The 15,805-nt window shown below is 51.5% G+C and carries 16 protein-coding genes; 8 read left to right on the top strand and 8 right to left on the bottom strand.

Annotated features, from left to right (window positions below; all coding sequences use genetic code 11):
* Positions 1-80: 80 nt before the first annotated feature.
* On the bottom strand, positions 81-551 hold the full coding sequence (locus MRY86_RS09765) for a hypothetical protein (RefSeq protein WP_293565802.1): 471 nt from the start codon (positions 549-551) through the stop codon (positions 81-83).
* 246 nt (positions 552-797) lie between these two features.
* Between MRY86_RS09765 and MRY86_RS09760 the strand changes: the two genes are divergently transcribed.
* A complete protein-coding gene (locus tag MRY86_RS09760) occupies positions 798-1,391 on the top strand; it encodes a CvpA family protein (RefSeq protein ID WP_293565800.1) in 594 nt (197 codons plus the stop codon).
* Here MRY86_RS09760 and MRY86_RS09755 read toward each other — a convergent pair.
* The 5 genes from MRY86_RS09755 to MRY86_RS09735 all read right to left on the bottom strand — a co-directional run bounded on the left by MRY86_RS09755 (position 1,388) and on the right by MRY86_RS09735 (position 4,561).
* On the bottom strand, positions 1,388-2,206 hold the full coding sequence (locus MRY86_RS09755) for a mechanosensitive ion channel family protein (RefSeq protein ID WP_293565798.1): 819 nt from the start codon (positions 2,204-2,206) through the stop codon (positions 1,388-1,390). The two genes, MRY86_RS09760 and MRY86_RS09755, sit on opposite strands and share 4 nt — an antisense overlap.
* 63 nt (positions 2,207-2,269) lie before the next feature.
* A complete protein-coding gene (locus MRY86_RS09750) occupies positions 2,270-2,659 on the bottom strand; it encodes a hypothetical protein (RefSeq protein WP_293565796.1) in 390 nt (129 codons plus the stop codon).
* Between the two features lie 57 nt (positions 2,660-2,716).
* Positions 2,717-3,463 carry a tetratricopeptide repeat protein gene (locus MRY86_RS09745; RefSeq protein ID WP_293565794.1) on the bottom strand — a complete coding sequence of 249 codons (747 nt, stop codon included), beginning with the start codon at positions 3,461-3,463 and terminating at the stop codon, positions 2,717-2,719.
* Positions 3,464-3,612: 149 nt separating this feature from the next.
* Positions 3,613-4,119 carry a hypothetical protein gene (locus MRY86_RS09740; protein WP_293565792.1) on the bottom strand — a complete coding sequence of 169 codons (507 nt, stop codon included), beginning with the start codon at positions 4,117-4,119 and terminating at the stop codon, positions 3,613-3,615.
* Between the two features lie 31 nt (positions 4,120-4,150).
* Positions 4,151-4,561 carry a ribonuclease P protein component gene (locus tag MRY86_RS09735; RefSeq protein WP_293565790.1) on the bottom strand — a complete coding sequence of 137 codons (411 nt, stop codon included), beginning with the start codon at positions 4,559-4,561 and terminating at the stop codon, positions 4,151-4,153.
* Between the two features lie 138 nt (positions 4,562-4,699).
* Between MRY86_RS09735 and MRY86_RS09730 the strand changes: the two genes are divergently transcribed.
* The 3 genes from MRY86_RS09730 to MRY86_RS09720 all read left to right on the top strand — a co-directional run bounded on the left by MRY86_RS09730 (position 4,700) and on the right by MRY86_RS09720 (position 7,566).
* Positions 4,700-4,942: a DUF3276 family protein gene (locus tag MRY86_RS09730; RefSeq protein WP_293565788.1), complete on the top strand. Its 243-nt coding sequence runs from the start codon at positions 4,700-4,702 to the stop codon at positions 4,940-4,942.
* Between the two features lie 87 nt (positions 4,943-5,029).
* Positions 5,030-5,728 carry a DNA repair protein RadC gene (gene radC, locus MRY86_RS09725; protein WP_293565786.1) on the top strand — a complete coding sequence of 233 codons (699 nt, stop codon included), beginning with the start codon at positions 5,030-5,032 and terminating at the stop codon, positions 5,726-5,728.
* Between the two features lie 68 nt (positions 5,729-5,796).
* A complete protein-coding gene (locus tag MRY86_RS09720; protein ID WP_293565784.1) occupies positions 5,797-7,566 on the top strand; it encodes an ABC transporter ATP-binding protein in 1,770 nt (589 codons plus the stop codon).
* Here the strand turns inward: MRY86_RS09720 and MRY86_RS09715 are convergent, their stop codons facing one another.
* Positions 7,567-8,517 carry a succinylglutamate desuccinylase/aspartoacylase family protein gene (locus tag MRY86_RS09715; RefSeq protein WP_293565782.1) on the bottom strand — a complete coding sequence of 317 codons (951 nt, stop codon included), beginning with the start codon at positions 8,515-8,517 and terminating at the stop codon, positions 7,567-7,569. It abuts the gene before it with no gap.
* Positions 8,518-8,641: 124 nt separating this feature from the next.
* Complete coding sequence (locus tag MRY86_RS09710; RefSeq protein WP_293565780.1) at positions 8,642-9,109, bottom strand: GNAT family N-acetyltransferase; 468 nt, start codon at positions 9,107-9,109, stop codon at positions 8,642-8,644.
* 560 nt (positions 9,110-9,669) lie between these two features.
* On the opposite strand from MRY86_RS09710, the gene MRY86_RS09705 reads away from it, so the two are divergent.
* The 4 genes from MRY86_RS09705 (at position 9,670) to MRY86_RS09690 (ending at position 15,657) form a co-directional block, all read left to right on the top strand.
* Complete coding sequence (locus MRY86_RS09705) at positions 9,670-11,454, top strand: S8 family serine peptidase (protein WP_293565778.1); 1,785 nt, start codon at positions 9,670-9,672, stop codon at positions 11,452-11,454.
* Between the two features lie 146 nt (positions 11,455-11,600).
* Positions 11,601-12,647 (top strand): rhodanese-related sulfurtransferase, encoded by a 1,047-nt coding sequence (locus tag MRY86_RS09700; protein WP_293565777.1) that lies wholly within the window; start codon positions 11,601-11,603, stop codon positions 12,645-12,647.
* 69 nt (positions 12,648-12,716) lie between these two features.
* Entirely contained in the window at positions 12,717-14,417 is a 1,701-nt protein-coding gene (locus MRY86_RS09695; protein WP_293565776.1) for a mechanosensitive ion channel family protein, read from the top strand.
* 85 nt (positions 14,418-14,502) lie between these two features.
* The gene (locus MRY86_RS09690) at positions 14,503-15,657 is read left to right on the top strand and encodes an LLM class flavin-dependent oxidoreductase (protein ID WP_293565774.1); all 1,155 of its coding nucleotides are present in this window, start codon (positions 14,503-14,505) and stop codon (positions 15,655-15,657) included.
* Positions 15,658-15,805 lie beyond the last annotated feature (148 nt).

Here is a 15,805-nt window from a genome sequence, read left to right as displayed (position 1 = left end):
TCCGGTAAAGGTGGGGATGCTGTCGTTTGATTTTTCCTATTGATTTCTAACACCTTAGCTTCCCGTTCAGCCGAAGTCGGTTAATTGTCCACTTTTTCGCTGTAAATGGGGAAGTTAGCGCCGGTATAGTGGCTGAATTTTTTGCCGGAAGTGACCGGGAAGCTGTACTTCTTCATAAAGGTTTTGAGCACGGCGGCCAGTTCAAGCTCATCGACATTACGGCTGTCCGGGCGCAACAAATATCCCAAATGGTCGATACTGCCGTCAGCATTCCAGAAAGCGTGCAGCCAGATCTTCACCCCTTTAAGGTCAATATCCAGCTTGTCGGCATGTTTCTCCAGTTCCTGCATCATGGACATCCAGTGGTTAAAAGCGTCCTGTGTATCATAATTGGATACTTCGAGGAGGGTTTGCTGGTATTCCTGTTTGGCAACTTCGTACCCCTCTTCGTTCTGCCCTAAGCGGAACACCGGCGGCAAATCAGCAGATTGCGCCGTAGCTGCAGAAACCCAAATTGTGGATACCAGGAGAAATGAGCATAGCAATTTCATACGGTAAGAATTTTTTTGGCTCCCCGTCAAACGGGAACCCTGTCGTTTAAGTTTTTGAATTATGATTACCTTGAGACATAGTGTAAAGTTAGCAATATATCACGGTCGAATACCTTTTCAACTTGTTAAAATCAGTCCGGTGCCCGTCTGTCATATAAGCAGCGCCCCCCCAATTTTATCGATTTTGCCGGGTTTGTGGTCTAAAAAACAGGCAATGGAGCCAGATAATGCCTTTATTTGTACTCTATGGTAATTGATGTCATATTTGCGGTCTTTGCCCTTTGGGGGTTTTACCTTGGATTTTCCCGGGGTATCATCAAAACGGTCTTCACGATCCTTTCGGTTGTGTTTGGCCTGATGATCGCATTCCGTTTCGGGCCGGATATGACGAAGTTTTTGGAGTCTGCCGTTAATGACAACGCGCTGATGTTCCTGGCTGGTTTTCTGCTCACCTTTGTGCTGACGATGGTCATCATCCGCCTGTTTGCCAGTTTTCTGGAGGGCGCGCTTGAATCCGCCAACATCAATTTTATCAATCAGGCGATCGGAGGGGTTGTGATGGCCGGGCTGATGGTATTGCTGTACAGTGTGCTGCTTTGGTTTGGCGACCGTTCCCACCTCATCAATGAGGATGCCAAGCAGGAATCCATGACTTATACTTACCTGGAGGAGTATCCGGAAATCGTATGGTACTACGGAGGCAAAGCCAAGCCGATTTTAGAAGATTTCTGGGACCATTCTGTGGATTTTATGGACCGTTTGGAAGATGCCAAGGTACAGCGGGAAGAAAGCGACCCGGTTATTTATGACTTACCTGATGAAGACGAACCAAGGCGTTAAGACCCAATCTGCCCCATTTCCACCCCTTCTGAGTAAGCCACGCTGATATTGTGGCTGTGAAAAGCGGCTTTAATCCGGCGGTAGACTTCGAACTTAACTTCCCAAAAATCGTCCGGAACCACGTACGGGCGCACTGCCACCACGATACTATGGCTGTCGTACGCTTCAATGCCCACCTCCGGCGCGGGGTCTTCCAGTACTTTCGGAATGGACTGCAATTGCCCCATGATGATCTGCTCTACCTTTGGAAAACTTTCGCTGTACGGCATAGTCACGCTTAGCTCAATGCGGATGTAGCCCTTCCGGGAATAGTTGGTCACGATATTGTCTACCACCTGCGCATTGGGAATGATGAGCGTTTTGCGGCCCGGTGTCACCATGAGTGTGTTGAAAATCTGGATTTCTTCCACCTTCCCAAATTTCTCGTCTACTTCAATCCAGTCTCCCACTTTATAGGGCTTAAACAGCAGGATGATAATGCCCGCGGCGAAGTTGGACAGGCTGCCCTGTAGCGCCAAACCTACAGCAAAACCGGCTGCCGCAAGAACAGCAAGGAAGGAAGCCAGTTCCACCCCTACCAGGCCCGCAGCCGAAAACACGATCAGGACTTTCAGGGATACGCTCGTCAGTGAAGTCAAAAACGGGATCAGGCTTTTGCTCAAGCCTGCCTTTTCCATGGCCAGTGCGAGGCCTTTTGTCATACGGTTGACCAGCTTGAAGCCGATCCAAAGCACCAGGCCCGCTAGTGCGACCCTAGGCAGGTAACCAATAAGCAGGAGAACGCCTTCTTCCAAATAACCAGCAATCTTTTCCATAGAAGCTTTAGTTAAAGCCCCAAAAATAGTTGTGCTGTTTGGAAAATAGGTATTCCCGGCAACTTAATCTTCCTGAAATTCAATGGAAAGCGATTCGGGTGCAGTATCGCCACTGATTTGCACCAAATAGGTGTAAGCGCCACTATCATAGGCAGTAGCCCCCACGTAGTCAAAAGGCTGCAAAACCAATGTATCCCCTTCCACAATCGCCTCCAGATAGGCATAGCTATAGATAAAATCAAAAGGGAGATAGGCAGTAGTGGCTCCGGGAGCAATATCTTCATAAATCTGAGTACCACCACCTCCCGGAGTCACTTCCAGCGCTGCAATTACAAAATCACTGTTATTGGTGATGCGTAGAGCGGCACCATCATGCCCTGGCAAAACGCTGTCTTCCGAGTTATCACAGGCGAAAATCGCTGCCAAAAGGGCAAGGACTAGCAATCGTTCCATCTTCAGGTAATTCTTGTTATAGTGAAGACGAAAGGTACAACGAAAAAGGTTGGATCACTACTTCAGCTTGGACAACATCTCCCGGGCATTGGCATTATCCGGATTGATTTCCAGGGATCGCTGATAGCACTCCCGGGCCTTCGCTTCCTGCCCGTTTTGATAATAGGCCTCTGCCAGGCTGTCGAAGGCGTTAGCAGAATTGGGGTGCTGCTTGGCGTTGTAGGCCATCACCCGCAACGCCTCTTCTTTATGCCCTTCACTCAGGAAAAAGTATCCGATTTGATTGACCTCCCACTCTCCCAGGTAAGCGCCACCGGAATTTACAAGCTCATTGAAATGCTCAATGGCAGCTTGAGCACCTTCTTGCTGCAGGGTCTCCCGCACGACCCGCGCACCATCGGGCAGCGAGGGCAGCAGCTCCAGCAATTCCATCTCCCAGGTCACTTCTTCTCCGGGAAGGTTGAGGGCTTTTTTGGTACGCATGGCTTTTTCAAAATCCTTTATCGGAATGTGGAAGCGGTACTTGCCTCCTTCCTGCATCACAGAAAAAGCCTGTTGCAATTCAGGAGAAAGCGCAGCGATCCGCTGATAATCTGGCACGCCGATCTGATAAGTGGAGACCAGCACCTGCCCATTAGAAGCCAGGAGCTGATTGTGGGTGAGGACACCGTTTTCAGCGGTAAGCGTTGGGCCGCTGCCCGGTTTGAGTTCTTCGTAGGCCCAGCCGTTAGGGGTTTGCTGTTGAGCGTGTACGCCCAGACTCAGGAAAAAAAACAGGCATAGGGGGGATAGCCAATTCTTCATCGTGTTGTTTTTTGGTGTTGGATCAATGGACTGACCTATTCGTCAGACATATTAAAAATTTTCCTATAAAAATAGATTATTTATACACCCTCTGCTATCTTTTGTTCAACTTTAACATACAAAGCCAGGAAAAAGACCACCAATCAATGTTAAGCTTTCGGGTCAATACTGAAGCGCAAATCCAGCAAGCGCAAGCGATAGCGCCTGCCTACCCGTACTTTCCGGTACCGCACTAATTTGGCGAGTGCATAACCCAATCCGGCAGAGACTACGGTTACAGCAGCATCCGTAGCGCTGTAGCTCGTGTCCGGGTTACCATCAGTGGCATAGCCAAGCAGCGCAAAGCCAGACCAGGAACCACCGAATATCATTAGGGAAGTGCCTACAGCTTTTCCCCATCCCCTTTTAAAGCGCAACTCTGCTATATCGTGCACATTTACGTACCGGTCGCCGAAAACGATGAGGCTGTCCTCCACCCGGATGTCTTCAATATAGCCTTCCCTGAAGCTGTCCTCTCCTTCCAGCCGGTAATCAATCACAGTACCGATGTGGATTTTTTCCGTTTTCGGGCTACCATATTTCTCAATCTGCAAAACCTTTTGAGCGGTAAGGCCGTAAGCGGAGCAGAGTAAAAAAATCAGGGTAAGTAGACGCATATCAAAGTGGTTCAGTTTATCAAAAGAACATTTATTGGGCACTTGGGTTGGCTGACCGCTGTTTTTTAAGGAAGCGTCGGATCATCACTTGAATGGCCTGCTCAATCTGCGCGTAGGGTAAGGGCTCGCGGGCAACATAAAGCAAGATGAAGTCGTACCCAGGCGTATCCGATGGCAGTTTTTGATAAAGCCGGTGCTTATTCAGCCGCCAGGCTTCCCGGACCTGCCGCCGGATGCGGTTGCGGTGCACGGCCTTGGGGAATTTGCGCTTGGGCACACTGATGGTCACCTGGACCGGCACTTCGCCTTTGTCCTCGCTTTCGCGGAAAACAAGGCGGATCGGATACTGCGCGAAGGAAGGCGACTTCCCCGAAAACAGCCGCTCTATAGCTTTCCGGCTTTTCAGGCGCTCGGCTTTTAAAAACTTTTTTTTCGGTTTCATTGCCTGTAATTACTGGGTTTTTCCGGGTTTATTAAAATTTTTTTTGCGCCGGTTATGGAATTTGGGCTTTTCTACGACAAATATGTAGAAGCCCTGCTGAAACGGGCTGCATTTTTCACCCATTAAACCAAACCACTTATGGAAAAGCAAGTATTATTTACGGAAACGGTTAAAGGAGAAGGCCGTACGTATTTCTTCGACATGAAAGAAGCCAGCAACGGCAAGCCCTACCTTTGCATCACTGAAGCCTCCAAAAACAAGGAAGGGGAGTTTCAGCGCAACCGTACCTTCGTATTCGAGGAGGACTTTGAGAAGTTCGCCTCTGCCGTAGCCAATACCATGAAGGCCTACGCCGGGCTGGAAAAAGCTGAAACTGCCTAAGCATGCGAGCTCTCTAACGCAAACAAACTCTGTAAACACAAGGTGCCCTGCCCCTTTTTTGGGGCAGGGTATTAAAAAACACCCCATATGACTTATCCTCCTCAAAACTTATCGATCAAAAGCTGGGCTGAGGCAGACCGCCCCCGCGAAAAATTGCTGCATCAGGGCAAATCAGCGCTTTCCGATGCGGAGTTACTCGCCATTCTCATCGGCTCGGGTACCCGGGAAGACTCCGCAGTCAATCTTTCCAAAAAGGTACTGAAGTCGGTCAGTCACAACCTTAATGACCTGGGGCGGCGCAGCATTGCGGAGCTTTGCACTTTCAAAGGCATAGGCGAAGCTAAAGCCGTCACAATTGCTGCGGCTTTAGAATTAGGACGCCGGCGGCAGCTTTCCCGTATTGCTGATAAGCCGCAAGTGAACTGCAGCCGGGACGCTTTTGATGCCATTGCCCCGATTCTGGTCGATTTGCAGCATGAAGAGTTCTGGATCCTCAACCTCAACCGGGCCAACCGGGTCATGGGCCGTAGCCGCATCAGCACCGGTGGCATGGCAGGAACGGTGGTGGATGCCAAAATTCTATTCCGCAAGGCCCTTCATGCGGAGGCCAGTGCCATCATACTCTGCCACAACCACCCCTCAGGCAACCTATTCCCGAGCCAGGCTGATCTCGATCTGACCAAAAAACTGGTTAAAGCAGGAAGAGCTGTCGATATCCCAGTGCTGGACCACCTGATTGTTTCGGAACGCGGCTACTATAGCTTTGCAGATGAAGGGAAACTCTAACCCGCTGCAACTTATCGCCTACTGCCGTGTTTCTAAGACTATCTTGGGAACAATGTGACAACACCGGAATGGCATCAAGCGATAAGAATAAGGTAGATTACAAATTACTGGGCAGGGTATTTGCGATGGCGAAACCCTACCGGACGGTCTTTATTGCAGCAGCAACACTGGCGGTCCTCCTGGCTCCGATATCAACAGCACGCCCTTACCTGATTAAGGTGATGGTAGATGATTACATCTTCTCCAACGATATACCGGGCCTGTCCAGAATGGCGATGATTCTGGTGGGGCTTTTATTCCTGGACTCCTTTTGCCGGTACTGGTTTATCTATTCGACAAATTTGCTCGGGCAGTCCGTCATCCGTGACCTCAGGGTTAAGGTGTTCCGGCATATTACCAAGCTCCGGTTAACTTACTTTGACCGTACGCCTATCGGGACCTCAACCACGAGGACGATTAACGATATTGAGGCTATCAATACTGTGTTTTCGCAAGGGTCCATTACCATTATCGCGGACTTGCTGACGCTGGTAACGGTACTTGGCGTCATGTTTTACACCAGCTGGAAACTGACGCTGATCTGCCTGACGACGATGCCGTTTCTGATCCTGGCGAGCTATATTTTCAAAGAGAAAGTCAAAAAGTCTTATCAGCGGGTCCGCTCGCATATCTCCACCATGAATGCCTTTCTTCAGGAGCGTATTTCAGGCATGCGGATCGTGCAAATCTTCAACTCGGAACGGGAAGAGATGGATAAGTTCAAAACCATTAACCGGGACTATACTCAGGCAAACCTGGACAGCATCCTTTATTATGCTGTATTCTTCCCCGTAGTGGAAATCATATCAGCCGCCTCTCTGGGCCTGATGGTATGGTGGGGCGCTCAGGATGCCCTGAAAGCCAGTGGCGTCACTTTGGGGGCACTGATTGCTTTCCCGGTTTACCTCGACATGCTGTTCCGCCCTATCCGTACAGTAGCCAACAACTTCAACAACTTGCAAATGGGGCTCGTAGCCTCGGAGCGGGTCTTCAACCTCATTGACCAGGATGACCGGATTGAAGATCAGGGCGAGATTAAACCTGAGAAACTGAAGGGGCATATCGAATTTGAGAAAGTCCATTTTGCTTATCAGCTGCCAGAATATGTGCTAAAGGACATCAGTTTTGAGGTGAAGCCCGGAGAAACACTGGCCATTGTGGGCAGTACCGGCTCTGGCAAGTCGACAATCATCAATATCCTTAACCGGTTTTACGAAATTCAGCGCGGGGAGATCAGAGTAGATGGCACGCCAATTCAGGATTTCGATTTGGAAGCCTACCGAAAGTGCATTGCTATTGTCTTGCAGGATGTTTTCCTTTTTTCCGGTTCCGTGCTCGAAAATATCACACTCAGGGATGAACGATTCTCCAGGGAGGAGGTGATCAACGCGGCGAAGCTCATCGGTGCGCATGAATTCATCGAGAAACTGCCTGGCGGTTATGACTACAAGGTGATGGAGCGCGGCGCAACGCTGTCTATGGGGCAACGGCAGCTGATTTCCTTTGTACGGGCGCTGGTTTTTGATCCCGATATTCTCATTTTGGATGAGGCGACCTCCTCCATTGACCCGGAGACGGAGTCTGTTATTCAGTATGCCATTGAAAAGTTGATCGCGAAACGGACCTCCATCATCATTGCGCACCGGTTGTCAACCATCCGGCACGCCAATAATATCATGGTTCTTAGCCGTGGGGAGATTCAAGAGTTTGGGGCTCACGATGCACTGCTTCAAATTGAAGATGGGAAGTACCGGAAGCTTTACGAAATGCAGTTCCTACAGGTTGCAGAAGGAGAATAGCTATTGGAAAACAGCCTGAGATACCGCCCGGATCAGAAAGAAACCATCCTCGCCCTGTTTCTGGTATAATGGCATTAGGATTAGCCCGTCCTCGATGGCTTCTATGGGGCCATTGCGATCAAAGGCTAGGATTTCTCCTTGTTTTACCTTTTGAAAATTTTTGTAATCCGGAACCATCCGAAACTGGTCTCCGGGTCTTATAGAATGAGTGGTAATGAGCTCTGATACTTTCGGCAGGCCACGGGCGTACTCAATGAGCAGCGCATCGTGGCGGTTCTCTACATCCTCAGAGCGGACGCAGCCCACCGTGCGCATACAGTTGATGATGGCAGCGATAGCCCGGTTGACAGACAGGGTCTCCTCGTGCTGGCCAGACTCAAAGCAGACTGTGGTGGTTTCTATGCCTATATTTTCCGTATTGAAATAATGCAAGGTAGTCCCCTGAATGCCTTCCAGCAAGCCTGTGATCACCGGAGCATGTAGCTCAACGGCAATATTCACGCTTTTGGGGTCGTCAGTTGCGATGGAAAAGATACCTCCGTAAGCCGTGGTAGTATGGAGATCAAGAACGATGACTTCATCGGGCTGATAGTCCTGAATTTCCTCCATGACGGCGGTATGCAGCTCCAGGATTTCGAGCGCTTCGTGGCGGAGCTGACGGACGGGGGTATTCAAAATCCTTTTCACTTGTTCAGGGCACCATTGCCGGTTGAGGTCCCGGTCAAGAAAGCGCACCCCATTCTCAATGGCCCGCAGGTTGCCTTTTAACCCAACGATACGGCCCCGAAAACGGAAGTCAGGGTTTGATTCCGGCTCCAGTTCCAATAATTTAAAGAGAATACTAAGCGCCTGAATACCAGCCGGCTCATTGCCGTGCATGCCGCCGAAACAAATTAAGAGCGGCCCTTTTTCCTGACCGGTATGCCTTCCTATTAATCGCTTTTCCTTCATTGCTCCTTGTCTCGTGGTTCGCTGAAGGCAGGCGTGCTGCCCACCTGTCAGTCCATTTTGCCAATATACGAGAGTTCGCTAAAAAAAGGAAGCGGGAGCAAAAAGGGCTTCACAGGTTACGGTTTCAGGAGGCGACTGCAGGAGAAGACTTTGGGTTGGGAAGCCGGAGTTCCAGGTACTGTGCTTTAAAGCCGAGCTTCTGATAAATGGCAAGGGCTGGATTGTCAGATTTGACATGCATGGCTATATCGCCATCTGCATATTTGGTCCCCTGGTCAATCAGTTGCTTTACGAAAGCCTCCTTCTTCCGGTAACTGGATTCCACCGTTACGAAAACAAAGATATTTTTAGGGTTATAGGCTTCCATGCCGGTACGATTTGCAACGATGGCCCCGACAATCTGCTGGTTATGCCGGGCTACCAGTACAAAACCGCCAAAGGAAGGCTTGAGCTTCATAGCATACTCTACCGCTTCCCGGATACTATCACCCTCACTGTGCCCCTCCTGCTCCGTAAGGAAACGGACCACCTGGCTTTTCTCCATAGGGCTCATACCTGAAAAGGCATCGTACAATTGATACTGATAATCCATTTTAAATCGTCTTTTCGCTCTCTCAAAGCAGTGAAAAAATAACTGTTGAACCTGTTTTTCCTGGAGCCGACCGATGCATAACGCAAAGATCAGGCGATAGATTGTCAACCGATCACGAGTGTTGGTTCAACCGGGGCAGCAGACCTGTCTACAGGGATTCCCCTGTAAGAGGGTCATTGGAATAGGCTCCGCTAAAAAGGGATTATAGTCTTGCTTGAAAGTTTTTGGGGAAGTGTTTACAAGCCATCGGCTTACACCATTAATCAGTGCTCTGTTTGGGGCTCCGTTGAGGAGTAGATAGCGTAGATAGTTAGGAATGTTCAGGGATGCTTTGATTGAACAGAGGCAATCGCCTGCCATTTCGCTGCCTGAGCTTATAGTTCTTCAGCTGAAAAGCAGCAAGCCTCAGTGTCAAATCAATTAAACAGAGTGTTGATCATAAAGTGAAGTTTTGTCGCTCTAAGAACGAACAGTAGACAAGTTAAAGATTATCTTTAGCATTTCAAATTTTCGGCTCACTTCTTTCTGATTTTCAGCAGAGTATCACAACAAACGATAATATGAAAGCGATTTTAAGCCTCCTTATCCCTACCCTAGGCCTTTTCCTGCTGCTGCCGGCCTCCCCTCCCACTCCATGGCAGGACAAAGTGGAGCCCGCTCTGAGGACAGAACTGGAACGCGATGGCTATGCCTCCTTCATTGTATTGTTTGAGCAGCAGGCAGATGTATCCGCCGCGCGTCAGCAAGGCAGCAAAATGCAAATGGGCGCTTACGTATTTGAGCGTACCCGTACCGTAGCTGCTACAGCGCAAAAATCAGCCATAGAGCTGCTCCGGGCAGAGCAGGTGCCTTACCGGAGTTTCCACATCGTTAATGCTATTCAGGTCAAAGGAAGCTTAGCGCTGGTCAAGGCCCTTGCTCATATGAAGGAAGTCAGGGCCATCCAACCCAACCCAACGGTAGCGGTGGACCTGTTGCCCGAAGAGCGCGAGCAACACGCCATTGATTTACGTGAAGGCGTGGAATGGGGCATTTCGGCTATCGGTGCTGATCAGGTTTGGAGTATGGGCTTTACCGGGCAGGGCGTAGTCATTGGCGGGCAGGACACCGGCTACGAATGGGACCACCCCGCTATCAAAGAGAGTTACCGCGGCTGGGACGACACGCTTTCTCAGGCCGATCACAATTACAACTGGCACGACGCCATCCACGAAATCGACTCCATGAACGGCCCGCCCTACATTGCCGAAGCCAACCCCTGCGGATTGAGCAGCCTTGTGCCCTGCGATGACCACAACCACGGTACTCACACGATGGGCACGATGACCGGCGCGGTCAGCGATGAAGGCAAAAGCATAGGCGTGGCGCCAGGTGCCAAATGGATAGCCTGCCGCAATATGGAACGCGGCTATGGCAGCCCGGCTTCCTACATTGAATGCTTCGAGTGGTTCCTGGCCCCAACGGACCTGAATGGAGAAAATCCGGACCCTTCCAAAGCACCGCATGTCATTGCCAACTCTTGGAGCTGTCCCGAGATTGAAGGCTGTACACCTGCCAATTTTGAGACTATGCAAATTGCGGTGGACAACCTCAAAGCCGCCGGTGTGGTCGTGGTGGTTTCTGCGGGCAACAGTGGCAGCCAATGCCATACGGTCAGCACCCCGGCTGCTATTTTTGAGAACAGCTTTACCGTTGGTGCTACCCGCCAAACGGACACAATTGCCAATTTCAGCAGCCGGGGCACGGTCACCGTGGATAGCAGCAACCGGCTGAAGCCCAATATCGCCGCACCGGGCGTAGGTATTCGCTCCAGCATCAGGGACGGAGGCTTTGCGACCTTCTCAGGCACGAGCATGGCGGGCCCGCACGTAGCCGGCGCCGTTGCCCTTCTGATTTCTGCCAACCCGGAACTCGCCGGGCAAGTGGAAGCTATTGAAGACTTACTGGAAAGTACAGCCCGCCCCATGCTCAGCGATCAGGACTGCGGCGGGGTATCCGGTATGGAAGTACCCAATGCGGTCTACGGTTATGGGCGGATGGACATTCTGGCTGCTGTACAGGAAACGGTGAGCACTTCCAGCAGGGAAACGCTAACAACGGCACTGACTTTGCAAGTCGCCCCCAACCCTGCCCGGGAAACGGTGCTGCTAACCAGCGTTATGCCCCCTGCCGCTCCGGCAACGGTTCAGTGGTTCGATACCCAAAGCCGCCTTATTAAAACAGTGAACTGGCCTGCAATGACTACACAATTGGAAGTGGATATCCGCGATTTGCCGAAAGGCGTTTATATCGTACAGGCCCGGATGGGTACAGAGCTTTACAGCACCCGGATCGTGAAGCAATAAGGTTTGGCAGGGTGTCAGGAAAGTTATTACCTTTGCACCCGCGAAAAATCAGGTATAGCCTGATCTTTTGAATAGTATGGTTAGCAGCCGGGAGCAATCCCAGCAAGCCTGCAACTTGTGATTCGTTAACGTACTAACAAAACAACATGCCGATATTACACAACCGCGTCAACAACGACGAGCTGAAACGCCGTATGCTGGAAAGTGACGAGGCGCGCGTCACCCTGTCTTTTTACCAATACCACAACCTGGAGGACCCGAAGCAGTTCCGCAATGAGCTATTCCTGCGCTGGAGCAAGCTGGATGTTTTTGGCCGGATCTACGTGGCGAAAGAGGGCATCAACGGGCAGATTTCCGTGCCCGAGTCCAAATTTGAGGCCTTTAAAGCGGATATGTACAGTATTCCCTGGCTGAATGGGGTGCGACTGAATATTGCCGTAGATGATGACGGCAAGTCCTTCTACAAGCTCAAAATTAAAGTGCGCGACAAGATCGTGGCCGATGGGCTTGACGATGAAAGCTTTGACGTCACCAAGCGCGGCAGCCACCTGAGCGCCGAAGAGGTCAATGCGCTGATGGACGATCCGGATACCGTGGTGGTGGACATGCGCAATCATTATGAGAGCGAAGTAGGCTACTTTGAAGGCGCGATCCGGCCAGATGTGGAAACCTTCCGCGAAGCCCTGCCTCTGGTGGAGGATATGCTGGAAGACCAAAAAGACAAGCCGATCATCATGTACTGCACTGGTGGCATCCGCTGTGAGAAGGCGAGTGCTTACTACCTGCACAGAGGCTTCCAAAAAGTACACATGATCGATGGCGGCATCATTGAGTACGCCCGGCAATGCGATCAGAAGGGGCTACCTAAGAAATTCATCGGCAAAAACTTTGTCTTTGATGAGCGTATGGGCGAGCGCATCACCAATGATGTGATCTCCCGCTGCCATCAGTGCGGCGCGCCCTGCGATACGCATGTCAACTGTGCGAATGACGCCTGCCATATCCTGTTCATTCAGTGCCCGGCCTGCGCCGAAAAGTACGATGCCTGCTGTTCTAAGGCCTGCAACGACTTTAAAGCGTTACCCGAAGCGGAGCAGGAAGCCCTGAAAGGCAAGGTAGAATTTAACGGCACTAAGTTTGGGAAAGGCCGATATAAAGCGCTCCGCAAGGATGAGCCTCTGGATGTAAGCTAAGCTGGCAAACATCTGCCTGCTTCATACCTTCTACAGGAAATAGCGGACCGCTATCCCAAAATGACTGGTATGAAGATCCTCAAAAAGCTACTGTTTACTCTTGCACTCCTGCCAGGCACTTCCCTCGCAGGAAGTGCCCAGATCCCTGTGGACAGTACGCAGGCCAAAACCAACTACCAGAAAGCCCGACCTCAAATTAAGGGGTACAACAGCGCCTTTTACCTGCTCAACGATCTCAATCCCGGTCTGCCCGAGCGGCCGCCCGGCGTGAATTTACAGACCCCCAGAGCCTGCCTGGAGCACTTTGTCCGGGCCTGCCGGAAGGGGGCATTCCACGAAGCGGCCCATGCATTAAACTTCAACCTGATGCCCGCGGCACAGCAGCAGGAAGTGGCAGAAGCCCGGGCCCGGGAGCTGTTTTACATTCTGTCAAAGAGCGTACGGATCGACTGGGACTTACTATCTGATCGGCCGGACGGTCAGATTAATCAGGGAATAACTGCTCAGCAATCTATAACCGGTCAACCTCTGCGCAGTATCAACTTCGGCAGCCTTGACCTGAACGGGCAGACCCTGCCCCTGCGCATTCAGCGGGTGCGGGTAGAGGAGCAGTCTCCGGTATGGGTGGTCTCTGCCAATACTGTCGAAAACATTATACCGCTTTACAAGGCTTATGGCCCCAGCCCTTTGGCTCAACGCATCCCGGTCTGGGCCAAAACAGAAATAATAGGTATTGCCTGGTGGAAGATCATCGGCCTGGTCGTATTGATTACTCTGTGCCTTTTGATTGCCCGGCTGAGCCAGTACCTGATCAACAAAGCGGTGAAGCGCTCTGAACAACCATGGGTAAACGAGCTGGGAGAAAAGATGGGGCAGCCTGTAGCTCTGGCTATCAGCGCTTTGCTATTTTATGCCGGCATGAAACAGGTCCTGTCCATTTCCGGCACCTGGTCACCTTATCTCTACGCCCTTCTCCTGATCATTGTGATCGGCTCCGTCACCTGGCTTTTGATGCGCTCTATTGACTATCTCATGGACCGGGTAGCAGAGCGGAAAGTTGGAGATATCACCAATGAAGAAAACCTGGAATCTAAGCGTTACCTAACCCTCATTTCTGTAGTGCGGAAGGTGATCACTTTTCTCATTATCATCCTCGGTATTGGAGCAGTGGTTTCCCAGTTCCCTTCCTTGCAAAACCTGGGCTTGTCTCTGTTCGCTTCCGCAGGTATCGCTACGGTCATACTAGGTATTGCTGCTCAAAGCACCCTGGGCAACATCATTGCAGGGCTGCAGATTGCCATTACCAAGCCCGTACGTATTGGCGATTGGGTATTATTTGAGGGGGAGTACGGAGCCGTGGAAGACATCCGCTTTACCTATCTGGTCATCAACACCTGGGACAAGCGCCGCGTGGTGGTCCCGCTCCGGTACTTCATCACCCACCCTTTTGAAAACTGGACCATGTACGATGCGCATTTGCTCAAACCCATTGTGCTGCATGCCGATTATGAGATTGATGTCAACCTCGTGCGTAATAAGTTTGCCGAGCTATTGCGCGCTGCCGACGCCTATGATGAAACACTGCCCCCTAAGGTGCAGGTGGTAGACAGCTCCAAAGAGTCGATTGTCATCCGGGCTTTGTGCAGTGCCAGAAATGCCCCAATTGCCTGGGACTTGCACTGCCAGTTGCGGGAGGATATGGTCGCTTACATTGCCAGACTGGAAGCAGGGAAGTATCTGGCGAAGGAGCGGGTGAAGCTACAGCACTAAAGCCCTTTTTTTATCTCCATCTTAATGAGGCCGCTCTTGGCGAAACAACAAAAATGCTTAATTTGATGGCTCACAAATAAAGCCAATGAGTATCAACGTCCGTTCCCGCCACCTCGAAGGCGCTGAGGTCGCCTGGTTCGCCCCGCTTTGCAATGGGGATGATGAGTTTTTGAGCCGGCACGACTTCCGCTACAAAAGCAACTGGAGCAATACCTCCAACGTATTGTTGACCGCCGACCGGCTTGGCTACCGCAACATCCTCTGCCCCTCTTCCTATCAGGTGGGGCAGGATGTGTGGACTTTCGGCAGCGCGGTCGCCCCGCTTACGCAACAGATCAACATACTGACGGCTATCCGCTGTGGAGAGCTGCACCCGCCCATGCTGGCCCGCTCTATCGCTACGCTGGACCACATCCTGCGCGGCCGGCTCACCATCAATATCATTTCTTCGAATATGCCGGGGGAGGAGTTAGAATCTGCCGCCCGATATCAGCGTTCCCGGGAGGTGATTGAAATCCTTAAGCAGTGCTGGACACAGGGCCATATCGACTTCAAAGGTGAGTTTTACAACATCCAGCTGCCGACCACCGATCCGGTGAAGCCCTACCAGCAAAACGGTGGCCCACTGCTCTACTTTGGCGGCTATTCTCCGCCCGGCGTAGACCTCTGCGCGGAGCACTGCGATGTCTACCTCATGTGGCCGGAAACAGAAGACAAGCTTCAGCAGCTCATGCAAAATATGAGTGACAAGGCAGCCAACTACGGCCGGGAAGTCGACTTTGGGCTACGCGTGCACGTCATTGTGAGGGAAACGGAGGTCGAAGCCCGCGCTGCTGCCCGCCGCCTCATGACTTACGTAGACGACCAACGGGGCGAAGAAATCCGCCTCCGCGCCCAGGATGGCAAATCCTACGGCGTCTCCCGCCAAACTGCCGTGCGCGAGCAAGCCGATGACGAAGGCTTTGTGGAAGACCACCTCTGGACGGGGATTGGCCGGGCGCGCTCCGGTTGCGGGGCGGCGATTGTAGGAGACCCCGATCAGGTATTGGCTAAGATTCAGCGGTATATGGATATGGGTATCCGCGCCTTCATCTTATCCGGCTACCCGCATTTGGATGAGTGCAATCTCTTTGGTCGCTACGTACTGCCGCGGATCAAGACGTTTTCTATGCCGGTGGTGCAGGGGCGGCAGCCGGTGGGGATGCCAGGAACGCCGCTGGGGGCGGGGGAGCGGGGGTGAGTTGACCGTGGCTGGAAGCTACGAACAGCGGGGTGATTTTCGAATCTGCATAGAAAACTCAAAAAGCTTTACATTGATTTTTTACATAGAGTATGATGTTAAAACGGCACGATGACAATCGATATTCAATGGTGTTATAGGGTAGAAT

This window comes from Phaeodactylibacter sp., from assembly GCF_022763345.1.
Classification (GTDB): domain Bacteria; phylum Bacteroidota; class Bacteroidia; order Chitinophagales; family Saprospiraceae; genus Phaeodactylibacter.
This window is presented reverse-complemented; position numbering and strand designations above follow the sequence as displayed.